The organism is Parafilimonas sp., assembly GCF_047606085.1.
Taxonomy (GTDB): domain Bacteria; phylum Bacteroidota; class Bacteroidia; order Chitinophagales; family Chitinophagaceae; genus Parafilimonas.
Genome location: NZ_JASGEX010000166.1, coordinates 27,044 through 44,874, shown reverse-complemented (window position 1 = coordinate 44,874; position 17,831 = coordinate 27,044). Strand labels below are relative to the sequence as shown.

At 41.4% G+C, this 17,831-nt stretch carries 14 protein-coding genes and 1 other RNA gene; 11 read left to right on the top strand and 4 right to left on the bottom strand.

Annotated features, from left to right (window positions below):
• Together QM629_RS14470 and QM629_RS14465 are read left to right on the top strand one after the other, a co-directional pair.
• Positions 1 to 297, top strand: a 297-nt coding sequence (locus tag QM629_RS14470; RefSeq protein WP_415160599.1) for a hypothetical protein, incomplete at its 5' end; no start/stop codon positions are given.
• Between the two features lie 14 nt (positions 298 to 311).
• On the top strand, positions 312 to 707 hold the full coding sequence (locus tag QM629_RS14465) for a helix-turn-helix domain-containing protein (protein WP_415160598.1): 396 nt from the start codon (positions 312 to 314) through the stop codon (positions 705 to 707).
• Positions 708 to 796: 89 nt separating this feature from the next.
• On the opposite strand, the gene gltX is transcribed toward QM629_RS14465, so the two are convergent.
• Complete coding sequence (gltX, locus tag QM629_RS14460; protein ID WP_415160597.1) at positions 797 to 2,314, bottom strand: glutamate--tRNA ligase; 1,518 nt, start codon at positions 2,312 to 2,314, stop codon at positions 797 to 799.
• 373 nt (positions 2,315 to 2,687) lie between these two features.
• Here gltX and QM629_RS14455 point away from each other — a divergent pair, with 373 nt between their 5' ends.
• Positions 2,688 to 3,365, top strand: a complete 678-nt coding sequence (locus tag QM629_RS14455; protein ID WP_415160596.1) for an energy transducer TonB — start codon at positions 2,688 to 2,690, stop codon at positions 3,363 to 3,365.
• 257 nt (positions 3,366 to 3,622) lie between these two features.
• A complete protein-coding gene (locus QM629_RS14450) occupies positions 3,623 to 5,986 on the top strand; it encodes a TonB-dependent receptor (RefSeq protein ID WP_415160595.1) in 2,364 nt (787 codons plus the stop codon).
• Between the two features lie 149 nt (positions 5,987 to 6,135).
• On the opposite strand, the gene QM629_RS14445 is transcribed toward QM629_RS14450, so the two are convergent.
• Positions 6,136 to 6,573 (bottom strand): hotdog fold thioesterase, encoded by a 438-nt coding sequence (locus QM629_RS14445; protein ID WP_415160594.1) that lies wholly within the window; start codon positions 6,571 to 6,573, stop codon positions 6,136 to 6,138.
• Positions 6,574 to 6,701: 128 nt separating this feature from the next.
• Here QM629_RS14445 and QM629_RS14440 point away from each other — a divergent pair, with 128 nt between their 5' ends.
• From QM629_RS14440 to QM629_RS14430, 3 genes are read left to right on the top strand one after another with little or no spacing between them, the layout of a single operon-like run.
• Positions 6,702 to 7,229 carry a DUF2975 domain-containing protein gene (locus QM629_RS14440; RefSeq protein ID WP_415160593.1) on the top strand — a complete coding sequence of 176 codons (528 nt, stop codon included), beginning with the start codon at positions 6,702 to 6,704 and terminating at the stop codon, positions 7,227 to 7,229.
• 3 nt (positions 7,230 to 7,232) lie between these two features.
• Entirely contained in the window at positions 7,233 to 7,439 is a 207-nt protein-coding gene (locus tag QM629_RS14435) for a helix-turn-helix domain-containing protein (protein WP_415160592.1), read from the top strand.
• A 48-nt stretch (positions 7,440 to 7,487) separates the two neighbouring features.
• Positions 7,488 to 8,999: an alpha/beta hydrolase-fold protein gene (locus QM629_RS14430; protein ID WP_415160591.1), complete on the top strand. Its 1,512-nt coding sequence runs from the start codon at positions 7,488 to 7,490 to the stop codon at positions 8,997 to 8,999.
• Positions 9,000 to 9,176: 177 nt separating this feature from the next.
• On the opposite strand, the gene QM629_RS14425 is transcribed toward QM629_RS14430, so the two are convergent.
• Positions 9,177 to 10,814, bottom strand: a complete 1,638-nt coding sequence (locus QM629_RS14425) for an amidohydrolase (protein WP_415160590.1) — start codon at positions 10,812 to 10,814, stop codon at positions 9,177 to 9,179.
• Positions 10,815 to 10,929: 115 nt separating this feature from the next.
• Between QM629_RS14425 and QM629_RS14420 the strand changes: the two genes are divergently transcribed.
• From QM629_RS14420 to ssrA, 3 genes are all read left to right on the top strand, one after another.
• Positions 10,930 to 11,898 carry a hypothetical protein gene (locus tag QM629_RS14420; protein ID WP_415160589.1) on the top strand — a complete coding sequence of 323 codons (969 nt, stop codon included), beginning with the start codon at positions 10,930 to 10,932 and terminating at the stop codon, positions 11,896 to 11,898.
• 178 nt (positions 11,899 to 12,076) lie between these two features.
• A complete protein-coding gene (locus tag QM629_RS14415) occupies positions 12,077 to 14,668 on the top strand; it encodes a phosphatidylglycerol lysyltransferase domain-containing protein (RefSeq protein ID WP_415160588.1) in 2,592 nt (863 codons plus the stop codon).
• Between the two features lie 69 nt (positions 14,669 to 14,737).
• Positions 14,738 to 15,144: a transfer-messenger RNA gene (gene ssrA / locus QM629_RS14410) on the top strand.
• Between the two features lie 235 nt (positions 15,145 to 15,379).
• Here the strand turns inward: ssrA and QM629_RS14405 are convergent.
• Positions 15,380 to 15,769 (bottom strand): hypothetical protein, encoded by a 390-nt coding sequence (locus QM629_RS14405; RefSeq protein ID WP_415160587.1) that lies wholly within the window; start codon positions 15,767 to 15,769, stop codon positions 15,380 to 15,382.
• Between the two features lie 306 nt (positions 15,770 to 16,075).
• Here QM629_RS14405 and QM629_RS14400 point away from each other — a divergent pair, with 306 nt between their 5' ends.
• Positions 16,076 to 17,620, top strand: coding sequence for a YifB family Mg chelatase-like AAA ATPase (locus tag QM629_RS14400; RefSeq protein ID WP_415160586.1), 1,545 nt, complete (start codon positions 16,076 to 16,078; stop codon positions 17,618 to 17,620).
• Positions 17,621 to 17,831 lie beyond the last annotated feature (211 nt).

Genomic DNA, 17,831 nt, shown 5'->3' with positions numbered 1-17,831 from the left:
CTTACATTAAGTAAGGCTGGCAATAAGAATAGATTTGTACTTTGGCAAATCAATGATTGCACATTTTTATCCAGCGAGGAGTATAAAAACAAGAAAGCCGGCGCTTTTGTAATACAATTTGAGAATGAAAAATTACTCAAAGGCTTTTTCGGGCTGAATGAATTTGCAGGTATAATGAGATTACTCAAAAAAAGCAGCAGCGGTATTTGTTTTTCAAAACCAGTATCGGCAAAAGCATCTTTATTAATATTAAAACTGTTTGAAGAAAAAACGGCTTTCAAAAACTGGTTCTTTTAATTGAGCTGCTTCAAATGCTGAGCCTTTCAAAGGATATTTATTTACTGAATGATGACGCGCATTCAAATGTGCAGACAGAATTTAATCATCCAAGGCTGCATGAAGTTTTTGCTTATATTGTAGAACATTACCGGAAAAATATTTCACTTGATAAAGCCGCTGCAAAAGCCAATATGACACCCAATGCCTTCTGCAAATACTTCAAACAAATAACCCGCAAAACATTTATGGAAACCGTAACAGATTACAGGATAAACTTTGCCACGCAGCAGCTCGCACAAACAGATGCCAGCATTGCATCCATCTGTTTTGACAGCGGGTTTAACGATGTGTCGCATTTTCATAAAACGTTTAAATCAAAAATGCAGTTAAGCCCATTGCAATACCGGAAGAAGATCATGAATGTGTAATTGGTTGATGGATGACAGTTGACCGATGACAGTTCACAGTTTTCAAAGCATCAACTGCAGACCTATCTGTCTGGCTTGCAGCTTACAGCTCACTGCTCTAATAATGACAATGTATGCTTTACACGATTGATGGTTTCTTCTTTGCCCAGTACTTCTGCAATGTTGAATACATGAGGCCCAAACTTGCCGCCCACCAGCATGATGCGCAAAGGCAATAAAACATCGCCGGGCTTTATCTGGCTGGCGGCTGCCAATTCTTTAAATGAATTTTCCAATGCCTCATGCTGCCATGTATCTGCAAGCTGATACATGCGGATTAGCTCAGCAAAAAATTGCTCCTTATGTTCATTCCATTTTGGTTTGATAGCATTAATATCAATTGCTTCAGGCGACTGAAAAAAGAAGGAAGATTGCTGTACAAAATCAGGCAATAATGTACAACGGTCTTTAACCAGTTCAATAACGGTTTTAAATTTTTCATCGTCATTAATTTCAATGCCTGCATTTATGAGTAAAGGTTTTACTGTGGACTGTAGGCCGTGGACAGTGGACTTCTTAATCCACTCATGGTTGAACCATTTTGCTTTTTCATAATCGAACTTTGCGCCGGCTTTATGCACCCGTTCCATTGAAAATTTTTCTACCAGTTCACGTAAAGAAAAAATTTCCTGTTCCGTTCCGTCATTCCAGCCCAGCAATGCCAGAAAATTGATGAAGGCTTCCGGCAAAAAGCCCCGTTCACGAAAACCCGCTGTAAGCTCTCCGGTTTTAGGATCAGTCCAGTTCATGGCAAACACCGGAAAGCCCAAACGGTCGCCATCGCGTTTGCTTAATTTGCCTTTTCCATCAGGCTTTAATATCAACGGCAGATGCGCCCATTCCGGCATATTATCCAAGCCAAACAAATATTGCCATAATAAAATATGAACAGGAGAGGAGGGCAGCCACTCTTCACCGCGAAATGCATGCGTTATCTTCATTAAGTAATCATCTACAACAACCGCCAAATGATACGTTGGCATGCCATCAGCTTTCAGCAAAACTTTATCATCTGTCTGGGAAGTATTAAAATTTACAGCGCCGCGTATCATATCCACAAAACCTACCGTTTCATCATGCGGCATTTTTATGCGTATTACATGCGGAATGTTTTGAGCCAGTAATTTATTTACTGCATCCTGACTTAATGTTAATGAATTTTTCATCCCGCTGCGTGTTGCCTGGCTGTACTGAAAGTTGGGAACGGTTTTTCTTTTTTCTTCCAGCTCAACAGGCGTATCAAATGCATAATAGGCTTTGCCTTCCTTCACCAGTTGTTCTGCATACTGCCTGTACATTTCTTTCCTTTCGCTTTGGCGATAAGGCGCAAATTCACCGCCATGCATAACGCTTTCACCGGGTTCTAAGCCGCACCATTTCAAACATTCAAAAATGTATGCTTCCGCACCGGGCACAAAACGGTTCTGGTCTGTATCTTCAATACGCACAATAAAATCGCCGTTATGATGTTTTGCAAACAAATAATTGAATAATACGGTACGCATACCACCAATATGCAGGCCACCTGTTGGTGAAGGCGCAAAACGCACCCTTACTTTTTTGTTCATGGCGCAAATGTACCTTACCATAAAGCCCTCTCCAAAGGGTGAAGGCAAAAACTTAGCTAAGTTTCGAAAATGAATGCATTGCTTACCAGATGTGAATATGCCCTTCCCCGGCAAATACATTATTCCCGGCGCATAAGGAAGGCGTCGTAAAAATCAGCAGGGTAATTGTTTACCTGTTGCCAGCCTTCAGCATAACTTTTCCAGGCTCCCGGCTCAGCGCTTTCAGAATTTCACGGATAAGGCTGCTTCTTACAATGGCGGTATTATTTCCACTACTGTGGATTATCCTAATTTTAATGGGTCTGCCCGAAGCTTCGGTGCCTTATTCATCAATAATATTTATATCGTACGTTTGCGATGAAGGAAAAATAAAATGAAACTGCTAAGCGCCCTCCTGTTACTTACAGCGATCTCTGCAGGTACCCGGTCATCTGCACAGCCTCCATCATTTTTAAACCTGCGGCTTTCCAGTAAAGTATCGTTACAAACTGCATTAATAAAAATAAACAACAAGCCAGCTACCTATACTGATCTTTTAAAAATTGCTGATACAGGTATATTAAAGGTAGAAGTGTATTCTAAAAAAGCAGCGCTGGAGTTTGTGGATAAAAATGAGGCAAAGAATGGTCTTGTGCTGGTAACACTGCATAAAAAACATTTTCCTGTTTATGCGCAGAAAAAAGACGGCGCTGCATTTGTAACAAATGAGAAAGGCGATACCATGTTTTGCAAAAACTTAGTGCCGCCGGCCATTAACGGAGATACTTCAAGCGCTGAATGGAACAGGTTCCTGATGCAAAAATTAAACCCGCAGGCGCCTGCAGACAACAGCTCGCCTGCAGGAATTTATTATGTTGATATAATGTTTACCGTAAATACCGATGGCTCTATAGCTAACCTTACTGTTCTTGAAGACCCCGGTTACGGCACGGCTGCTGAAGTAAGAAAATTAATGAGCCAGTCGCCGGCCTGGAAGACCGGCCTGTGCGATGAAATGCCTGTGAAATTTTACCAGCGGCAAAGAATAACTTTTGTAGTAACAGAGCGGTAAAATCAGTCCTGTAACATTGCTCTGTGCGCACCTTTGAAGAATACCACTCCAACAAAGAATGCTTACAACTTTTACACTGAATTGCAACGGCGCCATTATACATTGTATTCTTCGTTTAATTATAACGGAAACCGGTTGCAAAATTTTTTTGCCTGGGTTTCTGTAAAAGTAATTATCAATAAGGCGCATATACTAAACATGCTTGTATTTTTACACGCATTATAATTTATTTAATAGACTGATAAGAATCCCGGTTAATGAAATACAATTTGCTCAATTGCCTTGCACTTATTTTTTTGCCATGTTTATTAAAAGCACAACAGGTAACTGTAAATGTTTACAATGAACAAAGCCAACTGCTCCCGGGTAGCAGTATTTACGTGCTTAATTCCAATATGAATGTTGTTACCGGAGCGTCGGGCAATACCGTTTTTTCCCTGAATAAAGGCAAATATTCATTACAGGTTTCGCATACAGGCTATGCCACCATTATACAAAACATTTCTTTTTTAAACGATACGGTTATTAATGTAAGGCTTTCTCCATCTGTTAAAAAACTGGATGACGTTGTTGTATCAACGGAAAAAACAGAGCAGGATGTACAAAAAGTACCACTAAGCATAACGGCTTTAAGCGCAGCAGATGTTGCGGATTATAAATTGTGGAATACAAAACAATTAACCGCCATTGTGCCCGGTATGTATGTATCAAACCCCGGCGATAACAGGAATCTTACTTCCATCCGCGGCATTACCACTACCTCTTACGATCCTGCTGTTGCCACGTATATTGATGGCGTTAACCAGTTTGGCCTTGATACCTATATTGCCCGCCTGCTCGATGTGGAGCGCATGGAAGTATTGCGCGGGCCGCAGGGCAGTTTGTATGGCCGTAATTCAACGGGCGGCATCATCAATATCATTACAAGAAAACCAACCAACACAGCAAGGGCATTTGCTGAAATAAATGCAGGTAAGTTTGGTTTGCAGCAGTACAATGCCGGTTTTTCCTTACCGGTTATCAATAACAAATTATTTATTGGCGCCAGTGGTATGTATGAAGGCCGGAATGGATTTTACAGCAATGCTTATAACAATTCAAAATTTGATAAGCAGCATAGCTGGATGGGAAATTATTTTGTAAAATTTCTTGCCAGCGATAAACTTAGCTTTACGCTGAATGCCAAACATCTTGATGTAGATAACAATGGGCCTTTTCAATTGGTTTCAGGATTGGATGAAGCCCTGCAGGATCCTTTTGTGGTTAATCAGAATGCAACTTCTGTTATGCGCGATAAAACCTTCAATGCGTCTTTAAGCGCAAATTATACAGGGCGCGCATTGAACTTTACATCGCAAACGGCATATCAGAATAATTACCGGTATTATACTGATCCCTTGGATGGAGATTTTTCATCGCTTGATGCTGTTTCCATCATCAACAATTATGGCCATAAGTGGAACAATGTAAAAGTGGGCACACAGGAATTTCGCTTCAGCTCTCCTTCCGGTAATCATAAGCTTACATGGCTTGGCGGCCTGTATGGCTTTATTCAAAGCAGCCCTGTAAAACAGGCAACGCATTTTGGCGAAGACGCTGCTGCTGTCGGGTCGCCGCTTACAGATTTTTCAAGTATTAATACCAATGTATTGAAAGGCTATGGAATAGCAGCATATATACAGGTAAGCTATGCTGTAACCAATAAACTGCAGCTAACATTGGGCGCCCGTTATGATTATGAACATAAAAAGCAAAACGTGGAAGGCGCTTTCCAGGCAGATGGGACAGATGCTGTAATAACACAACCCGATACAGTTGCAACGGCGCATTTCAGCGCATTCTCGCCAAGGGTTAGTGCATCTTACCAACTGAATGAGCAGCAGTTGGTGTATGCCACTTTCAGCAAAGGTTTCAGGCCCGGTGGCATAAGCCAGCTTTCATCAGACCCATCTCAGCCACCGTTATTTATTTATAAACCTGAGCATAGCAATAATTATGAAATAGGTTTGAAAAATGACCTGCTTGATAAAAAACTTCAATTAAATATTGCCGCTTTTTATACCAATATAACAGATGCGCAGGTGCCAACGCTTATTCTGCCGGATGCCATAACCGTAACAAAAAATGCAGGCAAGCTTATTACAAAAGGTGTGGAAGCAGAACTGCGTGCCAAGCCTGTAAAAGGCCTGAATATAAATTACAGCTTTGGCTATACGGATGCACATTACACCTCTTTAAATATTGCTTCCAATGGAGAAGCGGTGAAGCTTGATGGCAATAAGCAGGTATATACGCCTGATATAACATCTGCGCTCGCCGCGCAGTATAGCTATGCATTTAGCAAAACAGTTACTGCAACTGTAAGAATGGAGTGGATGTATATAGGCAAACAATATTTCGACCTTGCCAACCAGTTAAAACAAAGTGGTTACAATCTTGTAAATGTGCAGGCTGGCATTAATATTTCCAAACTTGGTTTTTATGTGTGGGGCCGGAATATTTTCGATAAGCGCTACGTAGATTATGCGTATGATTTTGGCGCTGCGCATCTTGGCGACCCGGCGGTATATGGCGTAACCTTAAGGGTGGATTGCGTCTTTGAAAAGCCATCTAAATTTTAGAAGCTGTTTGAATTTTTCGCGCGGAGAACGCAGAACCAACGGAGATGTTGTATTACTCTGTGTACTCCTTTGCTCTGTGCAAAAAATTGCTAAAACCCTGTAAAGGATTTAATTTTTTAAACAGCTTCTTAGTAACTGTTTAATAGCTTTTATTGTTTTTGCAGCTTCTTTAAAATGGCAACTGTGAGCCGGCTGATGCAGATAAGCCTCTTATGCTCATCGTGTATGCGTATATCCCAAACATGCGTACTGCCGCCAATATGTATAGCCGTGCAGGCGCCGGTAACTATACCCGATTTAACGCCGCGGATGTGATTGGCATTTATCTCTATGCCTACACCTATAAACTTCTCTCTGTTTATTACCAGTGCTGAACATACGCTGCCTAATGTTTCGGCCAGTGCAGCCGAAGCGCCGCCGTGCAATAAGCCATAAGGCTGATGTGTGCGGTGATCAACCGGCATGGTTGCTTTCAGGTAATCATCGCCAAGCTCAGTGAATTGTATGCCGAGATGCTCTGCAAGTGTATTCCTGCTCCATCCCTGGAAATCATTTATAGTAATTTCTTTATTGTGCCAGATGCTCATATCGCAAATTAAACACAATGCATTGTAAACTGCAAATCAGCATGATAATAAAATTTTTCAATAAAAAATATATTTTTATTGAAAAACAATAAAAATATATTGATATTTGCTTAATAAAACTTTGAACAATGAAAATTAAGACAACTGTCATTCTGCAAATATTACGCTGGCTGGCGTTTATTGCTTTTGTTGGATTTGCTATTGAAACCGGTGCAATTATTATTTCTTTTATTGTAAGCTTCCGCAATCCAGATACGGCCAAAAATCTTTATAAAGGATTAGACCTGCATGAATTAAAAGCTTATGGTAATTGGGTATATTATGTGGCTGTGGTATTTCTTGCTTTTATAGCCGGGTTAAAATCAAATGTCTGGATGAATGTTATGACTATGCTATCCCATTTAAAATTTGATAATCCGTTTAGCCCTGACATTATAAAATTCCTGAAGCGGATTAGTGATGCTTTAATTGCCATTTGGGTAATTGGATTGCTGTATAACATACTTGCAAAATACCTGGAGCATAAAACAGGAAACGAATTGATGAATGTTTTAGCTGCAGGTAATTTTCTTTTTATGGCCGGACTGGTGTTTGTTATTATGCAGGTATTTAAACGTGGCCTGGAAATTCAATCAGAAAACGAACTAACTGTATAAGCTATGGCAATAGTTGTAAATCTTGATGTAATGATGGCGAAGCGAAAAATGTCGCTCAACGAACTGTCGGAAAAAGTAGGGTTAACGCTGGCCAATCTGTCCATACTTAAAACGGGCAAGGCCAAGGCTATACGTTTTAGTACGCTGGATGCTATATGCGAGGCGCTTGATTGCCAGCCCGCCGATATACTGGAATATGTGGCTGATTGATATTAATACAAGACCTGATCTTTTTAATATATTTGAACAAACTCCATTATGAGAAAAACACCAATGCTTATTGTATTACTTGCAATATCATTTGGCGCACAGGCCCAAAGCGATAACAAAATAGTAATAGGAAAAATTGACAGCATTTATTCCAACATACTAAAAGAGCAAAGAAAAATTTGGATATATACACCGGATATGACCGGAGGCGCTTATGATTCTTCCAAACATTATCCGGTTGTGTATCTGCTGGATGGCGATGCGCATTTTGCATCTGTAACGGGCCTTATACAGCAGTTAAGCCAGGTGAACGGAAATACTATTTATCCTGAAATGATTATTGTTGCTATTCCCAATACTGACCGTACAAGGGATCTTACGCCTACCCATGTGGTTAGCGACCTTCCGGTAATGGACAGTAATTTTTCAAAAACATCCGGCGGCGGTGAAAATTTTGCAGCATTCATAGAAAAAGAGCTGATGCCGCATATAGATTCTACCTGCCCTGTTCTGCCATACAAAGTGCTTATTGGCCATTCTTTCGGTGGATTAACCGTAATGAATATACTTGCCAATCATACAGCCTTATTCAATGCCTATATTGCAATAGACCCAAGCATGTGGTACGATAAAGAACGTTTTCTTGCTGCTACGGAAAAAAAACTGGCTGATAAAAAATATGGCGGCATCAAATTGTTTATAGGCATTGCCAATACAATGCCTGAAGGAATGACTTTGGATAAAGTGAAGAAAGATACAAGCGAAGAAACAAGGCATATCCGTTCCATTTTTGCACTGGATAAATGTATAAAAGCCAATTCACAGAATGGCTTAAAATACGCCAGCAAATATTATGATAATGATGATCATGGCTCTGTGCCGCTTATAAGTGAATACGATGGCCTGCGGTTTATTTTTGATTATTACCGGCTGGCATTAACCTCAAAAGATTTTTTTGATTCTTCTGCAGGCGTGGTAACAAAATTTAAAAAGCATTATGCGATGGTATCTGAAGAAATGGGGATTAACGTGTTGCCGCCTGAATCTCCTGTTAATGAATTAGGGTACTTTTCCCTTGAGCAGAAATACTATGCAAAAGCAGCCGCATTGTTTGAAATGAATATGGCCAATTATCCAAACAGCAACAATGTATATGATGCTTACGGTGACATGCTGGCTGCAAAAAAAGATACAGGGAATGCAATAGTGTATTATAAAAAAGCGCTTGCCCTGAAGGATGTTGCTGAAACAAAGCAAAAATTAAATGCACTGGAAGGAAAGGAAGTGTTTGCGCTTACGCAACAACAGTTGCAGCAATATGCAGGTGACTTTGAAATTGAAAATGTAATGGCTACCGTAACCCTGGTTGTAAGAGAAAATGCGTTATGGGCTATTGTTCCCGGCAGAGATGATACTGAGTTAATGCCGGTCGCACAAAATATTTTCACTGTAAAAAACCGCACTGGTTACAAGGTGGTATTTGAAATGGATGGAAACAAAGTTACCGGCTTTACATCCACACAGCCCGATGGTGTTTTTAAGGCGCATATAAAGAAATAATATGCTGAAGGGTTTCATAAACTGTTTGTAACGCATTGATATTACAAGCCCGACCTGTTAAAGTAAATTCATTCAAAAACTTTGCGCAGGCTGTCTTTCAGTTTGCTGTAACCAATTACAGGGTTTCCGTCCAAAAAACAACTAACACATAGGATAACAAAGACAGCAGGCTCAATATTATTTCTTACCATACACTTTCTTTCCATCAATATATGTTGATACCACTTTTGTGTTCAGCACATCGTTAAGATTAGCTTTCATCAGGTCTTTATCCAGTATGATAAAATCGGCTTTCTTACCTGTTTCAAGGCTGCCGGTTTCTTTTTCCAAAAACTCAGCTTTGGCCGCCCAGATGGTCATGCCGCGTATAGCTTCTTCACGTGTCAGCGCGTTTTCCATTTGAAAACCACCGGCAGGAAAGCCTTTTGCATCCTGCCTGAAAACCGCTGCTGCAAAGGTTTTGAAGGGGCTGATGTCTTCCACCGGGAAATCTGTGCCCAATGGAAGCCAGCCGTTTTGCTGTAATAATGCCTTCAATGCATAACCACCTTTCAAACGTGCTGCGCCAATGCGGTCCGTTGCCCAGTACATATCGCTGGTTGCATGCGTTGGCTGTACGGATGGAATAACAGAGGTTGCGCCAAACAAATCAAAATCGGCAGGGTTAATGATCTGTGCATGTTCTATGCGCCAGCGTTTATCATTTTTGCCCTGCAGGTACTTGTTGTATATCTTCAGTATCTCGCGGTTGCCGCTGTCGCCAATGGCATGCGTGCACATCTGAAAACCGGTTTTGGCAAGTATGGAAGCAACAGAATCATAATGGGCCTGGCTGTTCATCATGAAGCCATACCAGCCGGGTTTATCATTATAGGGCTGTAACAAACAGGCGCCGCGGCTGCCCAGCGCGCCATCAGCATACAGCTTAAAACCTTTTATAAACAGCTTGCCTGTTTTATACGGGCCTCTGCTTAAATAAGCATCATAGTTTTGTTTGTCATCACCCAGTAAAACATATACACGCATATTCAGTCTGCCTTCTTTTTGCAGCGTATCTATCATATTGGCGGCAACATAACTTATGCCGCAATCGCTTACCGTTGTAAGGCCTTGTGCGAAACAGTTTTGCTGTGCGGCCTGCAGCCATCTTTGAAACTGCTCTCTGGAAGGATAGGGTATTTTTTCAAAAACAGGGTTCATTGCATTATCAATCAGTATGCCTGTAAGCGCGCCGTTCTTTGTTTCAATGGAACCGCCGCCGATGGTTTGCCCGGGTTTTATGCCGGCTATCGCAAGTGCCTTTGCATTGGCTAAGGCTGCATGCCCATCTACACGCTCCAGCAACACAGGTGTATTGGGAAATAATTTATTTAATTGCTCATTGGTGGGGTAAGCTTTACCGGGAAATTTGTTCTGGTCCCAGCCGCGCCCGCGTATCCATGCCTCGCCGGCATGCGCCTGCACGAAGTTTTGTACACGGCTTATTACTTCATCCATACTTGTGCAATCAAACAGGTCCACTGAATATAAAGATTCGCCATAGCTGATGAAGTGTGAATGCGCATCATTAAAACCGGGATACACAGCCTGCCTGCCGGCATTTACGGTATCAGGCGCAGTATAGTGTTCTGTGATATCATCATTGGTGCCTGTCGCTACAATTTTACCATCCTGTACTGCAAAAGCAGCTATAGTGCTGAATGCACTGTCAACCGTATAAACCTGCCCGTTATACACAATAAGGTCAACCTTTCTTTTGGATGAACAGGCTGCAAAAAGCAGTGCTGCCAGCATTGCTGAAACTATATTCTTCATAAACCGTTTATTTGTTGTTATTGCTTGCATAGATACAACATTCAGCACAAACGCCATATCGTAAAAGGGTGCATTAAAAATCTGCTTTATCTTTCCGTTCTTAAAGCGTTATACATTGAGCAAAAAGTTTTCTGCGTTCCTGCTGCTGGTCTTGTTATTTGGTTTATATGCGTATAAGGTATCTGCGCAAACCAAACCCGATACGGTAAAAACAGGCATATATGTTACGAGTATTCATGATGTTGATTTTAAACAGCAGGAATATACCATTGATTTCTGGCTATGGCTGAAGTACAAGAATCCTGATTTTGATTTCTCGCATAACCTTGAAATACCACTGGCAAAAACAGTGGACAAATACTTTGAAACAATTGATACAGGCAACGGCGGGATTTCCATACTGATGAAGCTGCAATGTGTGATGAAAGATTCCTGGCAGATAACCAATTTTCCTTTTGATAAGCAAACATTGAGGCTTTCGATAGAAAATTCGCAATACGACTCCAGGGAACTGGTTTTTGCGCCGGATACCTTGGGCAAACATTTTGACCCTCGGTTCACATTGCCCAACTGGACGATTGATACATTTCGCGTATCGGTGGCAACCAAAGTGTATGAAACAACATTTGGCGATGAGAGCCTTGCCGCGCCACATGCAGAATATAGTTCTTTCAGGGTGCGGGTAAGCATTGAGCGCGACGCTGCCGGTTTGTTCTGGAAGCTGTTTATCGGCATGTATGTAGCATTCCTTATTGCTTATGTGTGCTTTTATATTCATGCAGACAGCATTGATTCCCGCTTTGGCTTAAGTGTGGGCGCCTTGTTTGCGGTAATAGGCAATAAATATGTTGTAGATGCTTCATTGCCCGAAAGCCTTACGTTTACTTTGGTTGATACACTGCACGGTATTACCCTGTTCTTTATACTTTGTATAGTGGCAGCTAATGCATGGTCGCTGCAGCTTCTGAAACAAAATAAAAGCACCTTAAATCCCAATAAGCTTGATATAATTGCAGCGCAGGTATTACTGGTATTGTATGCAGCGCTAAACATTTATTTTATACACCGTGCAGTAAAAGGGTAGAGCGGGCGGTTTTAACAGCTTATGCATTTGGTAGCCTGTAATAGCCTGGTTATTTCACCAAAATCATTTGCAGCGTGAGGGGCTTCCCAGCCGGTGGATCGTTATCTTGTATGCCCGGTTGGTTAACCTTAACAACAAAACAGAATATTTGAAACAGCATTAAGTTATAATAACAAACATGTACCTGACAATTTTAAAGCGGAAAATAAACGTGCCTGAGCGTTTTTACTGGCGGGAAATACTGGCAGTGTTGCTGCTGATGATAGGCATTTATTTTTTACACCAGCAGCGGCATGAGGTGAAAAATATATTGCCTGTATTGCATGCTGCCAATAAAGGATGGTTATTGCTGGCTGCGCTTGTTACAATTATCTATGTGCTGTTTCAATCGGCCATGTATGCATTTAGCTTTATAGCAATAGGGCAAAGTCTTCCGTTGCGGTTATGCATAGAATTATTCCTTAAACGCAGCTTTCTTTCAGTATTCCTTCCGGGTGGTGGCGTAAGCGCTTTGGCTTATGTGCCTAAAAATGCCAAAAAGGCCATCAGTAATAAAACCTGCATACACCAGGCTTCTGCTTTGTTTGGATTTGCAGGTGTATTGTCCACATTTATCATCTGTATTGTTGTGCTCTTATCAACCATCAGGATAAATAAAGATGCTGATGAAACCACGGCAGGGATTATTGTACTGTCTGTGTTTGTTTGTTTACTGGTTTACTTCATTTATGCGGTAAAAAAGGAGAAACGGGTTTTCAGATGGGTACGCAGTAAATATCCGGAAACTGCTATAAGGATAAAAGAAATTATAGGTGCTGATGTAAAGACCGGGGCTTATATACTTACGGTTTTATGTTCGTTAGGGGTTGAGGTTTGCGGCATTGCACATTTGTATATTTCCATGCGTGCGGTTAATGCGCTCCCGTCTTTGCAGGCAGCGGGCCTGGCTTATATTATTTCTGTATTGCTGGCTGTAGTATCGCCATTCCTGAAAGGCGTGGGCGCGGTAGAATTATCTGTTGCATATATTCTGGGAAACTATGGTTATTCAGCGGTCAGCGCGCTGGCCATTACGCTGGTATATCGTTCATTTGAATTCTGGCTGCCTTTGCTTATGGGCCTGTTTTCTTTTTTAATAAAGGCAAAGGGCTTGTTTCTCAGGTTATATCCTGCTTTTTTTATTTTCCTGCTTGGCATTGTAAATATCCTTTCCGTTTTAACGCCGCCAATTACTGAAAGAATAGAAATGCTTCGTTCGTTTATTCCCGGCGATACTATTTATGCCACCAATACGCTGGTTATATATACTGGCGTTACTTTAATTGTTACCGCTGCTTACCTGGTGCGTGGATTGCGCAGTGCATGGTGGATTGCTTTTACAGGCGCTTTTATTTCTCTGGCGGGCCATTTATTAAAGGGGCTCGACTGGGAAGAAGCTTCGCTTGCTTTACTGGTTTTGCTTTCGTTATTACTTACAAAAAAGCAATATACAGCGCGTATAAATCCCAAGCTTGTGGGAAGGGCTACAAAAACAGCCTTTTACATTTTTCTTGTGCTGATTATATATGGATATATAGGGTTTTATTTCCTGGAAAAAAGGCATTTTGGCATTGATTTTAATCGTTATCAATCTTTGCAAAATACACTGCTGGTTTTTTTTCTGCAAAAAACAAGCCTGCGGCCTGTTACCATTTTTGGCAAAGAGTTTTTGGTTTCAATGTATGTATTTGCTGTAGGGGCATGGGCTTTTTTATTATATGCACTGGCGAAGCCATATATCAGTACTTCCATACTTAACCGCGGGCAGCAAAAAGCCGAAGGTATTGTAGAAAAGTATGGGCGGTCTGCTGTTGATTATTTTAAACTGATGGAGGATAAGCTTTTCTTCTTCTCAAAAAAGTATGAAGCTTTTACGGCATACAGGATTGAAAGCGGCTTTGCTATTGTGCTGGAACTGCCGGTTTGTGCAAGTGAAAGGATGGATGATGTATTGGAAGAATTTGAAGCGCATTGCAATAAAGCGGGTTTAAAGCCTGCTTATTACAGGGTTGATGAGCGCGCGCTGGCATACAAGGCCCTGGCTGGTAAAAAAAGATTGCTGATAGGGCAGGAGGCAATTGCGGATGTAACAATATTTGACCTGGCGGGAAGGGATAAGAAATCATTGCGCAACGGGCTGAACAGCCTGCAGAAAAAAGGATATGTAACCAGGGTTTTCAAAGCCCCGCATTCAGGAGAATTTATACAATCATTAAAAAAAATATCGGATGAATGGCTGCGTGTACATAAACGGAAAGAAATGGTTTTTTCGCAGGGAGGTTTTGATGAAGACCTATTGCAGCAGCAGGATGTGGTTGCAACGGTTAATAACGAAAGTAAACCGGTTGCTTTTTTAAGCATCATACCCGATTATGCGCCGGGCGAATGCACGTATGACCTTATCCGGAAAACGGAAGATGCTCCTGGTGGTTGCATGGATGCATTGATAATTGAACTGATTAAATATGCCGGGGAAAATGGAAAAAAGTATTTAAACCTTGGCCTGGCGCCTATGTCGGGCCTGCAGGATGCAGATACGGCCATTGAAAAGCTTATGAAATTTGCTTACGAAAAAATTAAGCGTTTTCAGCATTATCATGGGCTTCGTTCCTTTAAAGAAAAATATGCATCACAGTGGCTGAATAAATATCTGATATACGAAAACGATTTTGATCTTGTTCAACTGCCTGCTGCATTAAATAAAGCAATGCGTTTTAAATATTTTTTGTAAAAAACATTTGTAAATTTGCTGTTCGCTCTTTGAAAAACGTGAAGCTCGCAGCTCACCGCTTTCCCGATTGGGGCTGTATTGGTTTTGACAGCATCCGTTTGTGGTAAGTGTAAGCATGCCGTGCGTTGTACCATTAGCACGATAATCTGAAGGTTCAAACTATAAATGGCGAATCTAACTTCGCTATGGCTGCCTAATCAGTGATTAGTTAGTCATTAGGGCCGCGTTTCCGCAAGAATCCCGATCTTTTTCGGGAGAGCAGGGTTGTTCTGTTACCACGCTCCGCCGCCGACTCAAAAATAAATACAGAATGCTGCAACAGAATGCTGTGACTGTTTGCAAAAGATTATTCAGCTAAGCAAATAATTGGTTGGTTTGTTCCCGTTTATTTGCTGACAATTAATAATAAACTAAGCATGTAGAAAGCTTATGGCAAAGATGTTTGGACAGGGGTTCGAGTCCCCTCAGCTCCACCTCGTATCCGCAGAATAAGGATTCTCAAAGTCTTTAAAGTATTTTAAAAGGCGTGTAAAACCTGCAAATTCAATGATTTGCAGGTTTTTTTATGTGCGCCATGCATGTGATAGTCCTTTAAGGTTAAAGTCTGGCGAGACCACAACAAATTGCCTGAAAGTAAATTGATAACCAACCAATTAACTAACCATTATTGGCAACATTAATAAAATGAAATTATAAAACCAGTGTTGTTTTTCATAATGAAAGCCCGGCTTTTAACCGGGCTGCCATTACGTTAAGCGCTTTATTAAAGTTTGAGGAAATCGTATCATGCCGCTTTTTTACGTCATTTTCAATAGAATTAAAAAATAGCTTTTCTTCCTCATGTGAAATAAAAGTGTACAGTAAATCATCATATTCTTTTTTGCGTAGCAGCACTCTCTCTGGCTTTTTAGCGAAATAAGTTTTATCCATTTCGCCTTTATTGACATAAGAGTCCTTGTAAAGCTTGGCATCCAGGTGGTAATTTACTTTAGATTGCTTTTGGTAATAGTAATCCGCCATGCCATTTTCAATTAAAATAATAGCTCTCTTTAAATCTAATATTGAAGTAATATCATAAAGGCTTTTGCCTTCAAACTTCATTAAGCCATATTTATCTATGGTTAGGGCAACAATCATTAAGACTTATACTTTACATTATTGATAGCTTTACATAAGAAGCCAAAATCGGTTAAGGGATCAATGTACCGGCCTATGGGCGCAGGCATTAATTTTTTATTTGCAGCCATATCCAGGTGTAATAAAAGCTCGCTTATGCAGCTAAGTGCGTAACTGTAAAAATCAACTACTTTGAATTTGTGGAATATTATTGTAAGGTTTTTCTTTACTTTAACTTGTTGTATTTATTTATATGAAACAAGGTTCATCATGCACTAAACCTTTTCTGCCATGCTTGTGAAAACGTTTGGAAGCGCTGTTTACGGCGTTGAAGCCATCACCATTACCATTGAGGTGAATGTTAGCGCCGGCCAGCATTATACCATTGTTGGCCTGCCCGATAATGCCGTAAAAGAAAGCCTGCAGCGTATGGAGAGCGCTATCAAAACGAACGACTGGTATATGCCACGTATCAAAATTGTTGTAAACCTTGCACCGGCAGATATAAAGAAAAGCGGTTCTGCGTTTGACCTGCCAATTGCCATTGGCGTGCTGGGAGCCAGCGAGCAAATAAAAGAACCCAAACGCCTGGCCGAATATGTTATAATGGGAGAATTGAGCTTAGATGGCACAGTGCAGCCTATAAAGGGCGCTTTGCCCATTGCTATACAGGCAAGAAAAGAAGGCTTTAAAGGATTGATTGTTCCGCAGGCTAATGCACGTGAAGCAGGCATGGTAAATAACCTGAAGGTATATGGCGTAACACATATAAAAGAAGTGGTGGAATTTTTTAAAGATGAAACTTCTTTAAGGCCTGTTGAAGTAAACACCCGCGAAGAATTTTTTGATGCGCAGCAACAGTTTGATGTGGATTTTAATGATGTAAAAGGACAGGAAAATATAAAGCGGGCATTGGAGATTGCAGCGGCCGGTGGCCATAATGCCATATTGATTGGCCCGCCCGGCGCAGGCAAAACCATGCTGGCGCGCAGGCTGCCAACCATATTGCCGCCATTGAGTTTATATGAAGCACTGGAAACAACGAAGATTCACAGCGTTGCCGGCAAACTGCCCGAGAACAGTTCTTTAATCAGCAGGCGGCCGTTCCGTTCGCCGCATCATACCATAAGCGATGTGGCATTGGTGGGTGGCGGCGGCATTCCGCAGCCGGGTGAAATTTCCCTGGCGCATAACGGTGTTTTGTTTTTGGATGAACTGCCCGAATTTAAGCGCACTGTTTTAGAAGTAATGCGCCAGCCGATGGAAGAAAGAAAAGTAAGCATATCGAGAGCGAAAGTGGCAGTTGATTTTCCGGCAAGTTTTATGCTGATCGCTTCTATGAATCCCTGCCCGTGTGGTTTTTATAATCATCCCGAACGGGAATGTACCTGCCCGCCCGGCGCTGTGCAGAAATACCTGAATAAAATCTCCGGGCCATTGCTTGACAGGATTGACCTGCATGTGGAAGTAACGCCCGTTGCTTTCAGTGAATTAAGCAATATGCAGGTGAAAGGTGAGCCTTCTTCCGCCATTCGTGAGCGGGTAATTAAAGCAAGGGAAATTCAAACGGAAAGGTACAAAGATGTTCCGGGCATGTATGCCAACGCCCAAATGAGCAGTAGGCAACTGCGGGAAATTTGCGCAATAAATGCAGCCGGTGAAAATTTATTGAAACGTGCTATGGAAAAGCTCAATTTATCTGCCCGTGCTTACGACCGGATATTAAAAGTAAGCCGCACTGTTGCCGATCTGGCCGGCAGCACCGGCATAAAGGTGGAGCACCTGGCCGAAGCCATTCAATACAGAAGCCTGGACAGGGAAGGCTGGGCAGGATGATACATGCTGTAAAGGCCGGCTGGGTTATAAAACAAATATATCCTGCGTTCCCTGTCTTTATTATTACCTCATTACCGCTCTGCTAAGTCTCCGGTTTTTAAACAGATTCTTAAAATAAAACGAAAGCCTCAAACATTTTTTATTATTTGTTTGTTTAGGCGCCTTGCAGGCACAACAGGCTTCTATCCGCAACTGACTTTTTTCCGCTTAA

Bases quoted from the DNA above. Each gene is read 5' to 3' on its own strand.
- QM629_RS14430 (WP_415160591.1), top strand. From the start codon at position 7,488: ATGAGAAAAACACCAATGCTTATTGTATTACTTGCAATATCATTTGGC.
- QM629_RS14465 (WP_415160598.1), top strand. From the start codon at position 312: ATGCTGAGCCTTTCAAAGGATATTTATTTACTGAATGATGACGCGCAT.
- QM629_RS14445 (WP_415160594.1), bottom strand. From the start codon at position 6,573: ATGAGCATCTGGCACAATAAAGAAATTACTATAAATGATTTCCAGGGA.
- QM629_RS14405 (WP_415160587.1), bottom strand. From the start codon at position 15,769: ATGAAGTTTGAAGGCAAAAGCCTTTATGATATTACTTCAATATTAGAT.
- QM629_RS14435 (WP_415160592.1), top strand. From the start codon at position 7,233: ATGGCAATAGTTGTAAATCTTGATGTAATGATGGCGAAGCGAAAAATG.
- QM629_RS14425 (WP_415160590.1), bottom strand. From the start codon at position 10,814: ATGAAGAATATAGTTTCAGCAATGCTGGCAGCACTGCTTTTTGCAGCC.
- QM629_RS14450 (WP_415160595.1), top strand. From the start codon at position 3,623: ATGAAATACAATTTGCTCAATTGCCTTGCACTTATTTTTTTGCCATGT.
- QM629_RS14455 (WP_415160596.1), top strand. From the start codon at position 2,688: ATGAAACTGCTAAGCGCCCTCCTGTTACTTACAGCGATCTCTGCAGGT.
- QM629_RS14400 (WP_415160586.1), top strand. From the start codon at position 16,076: ATGCTTGTGAAAACGTTTGGAAGCGCTGTTTACGGCGTTGAAGCCATC.
- QM629_RS14440 (WP_415160593.1), top strand. From the start codon at position 6,702: ATGAAAATTAAGACAACTGTCATTCTGCAAATATTACGCTGGCTGGCG.
- QM629_RS14415 (WP_415160588.1), top strand. From the start codon at position 12,077: ATGTACCTGACAATTTTAAAGCGGAAAATAAACGTGCCTGAGCGTTTT.
- gltX (WP_415160597.1), bottom strand. From the start codon at position 2,314: ATGAACAAAAAAGTAAGGGTGCGTTTTGCGCCTTCACCAACAGGTGGC.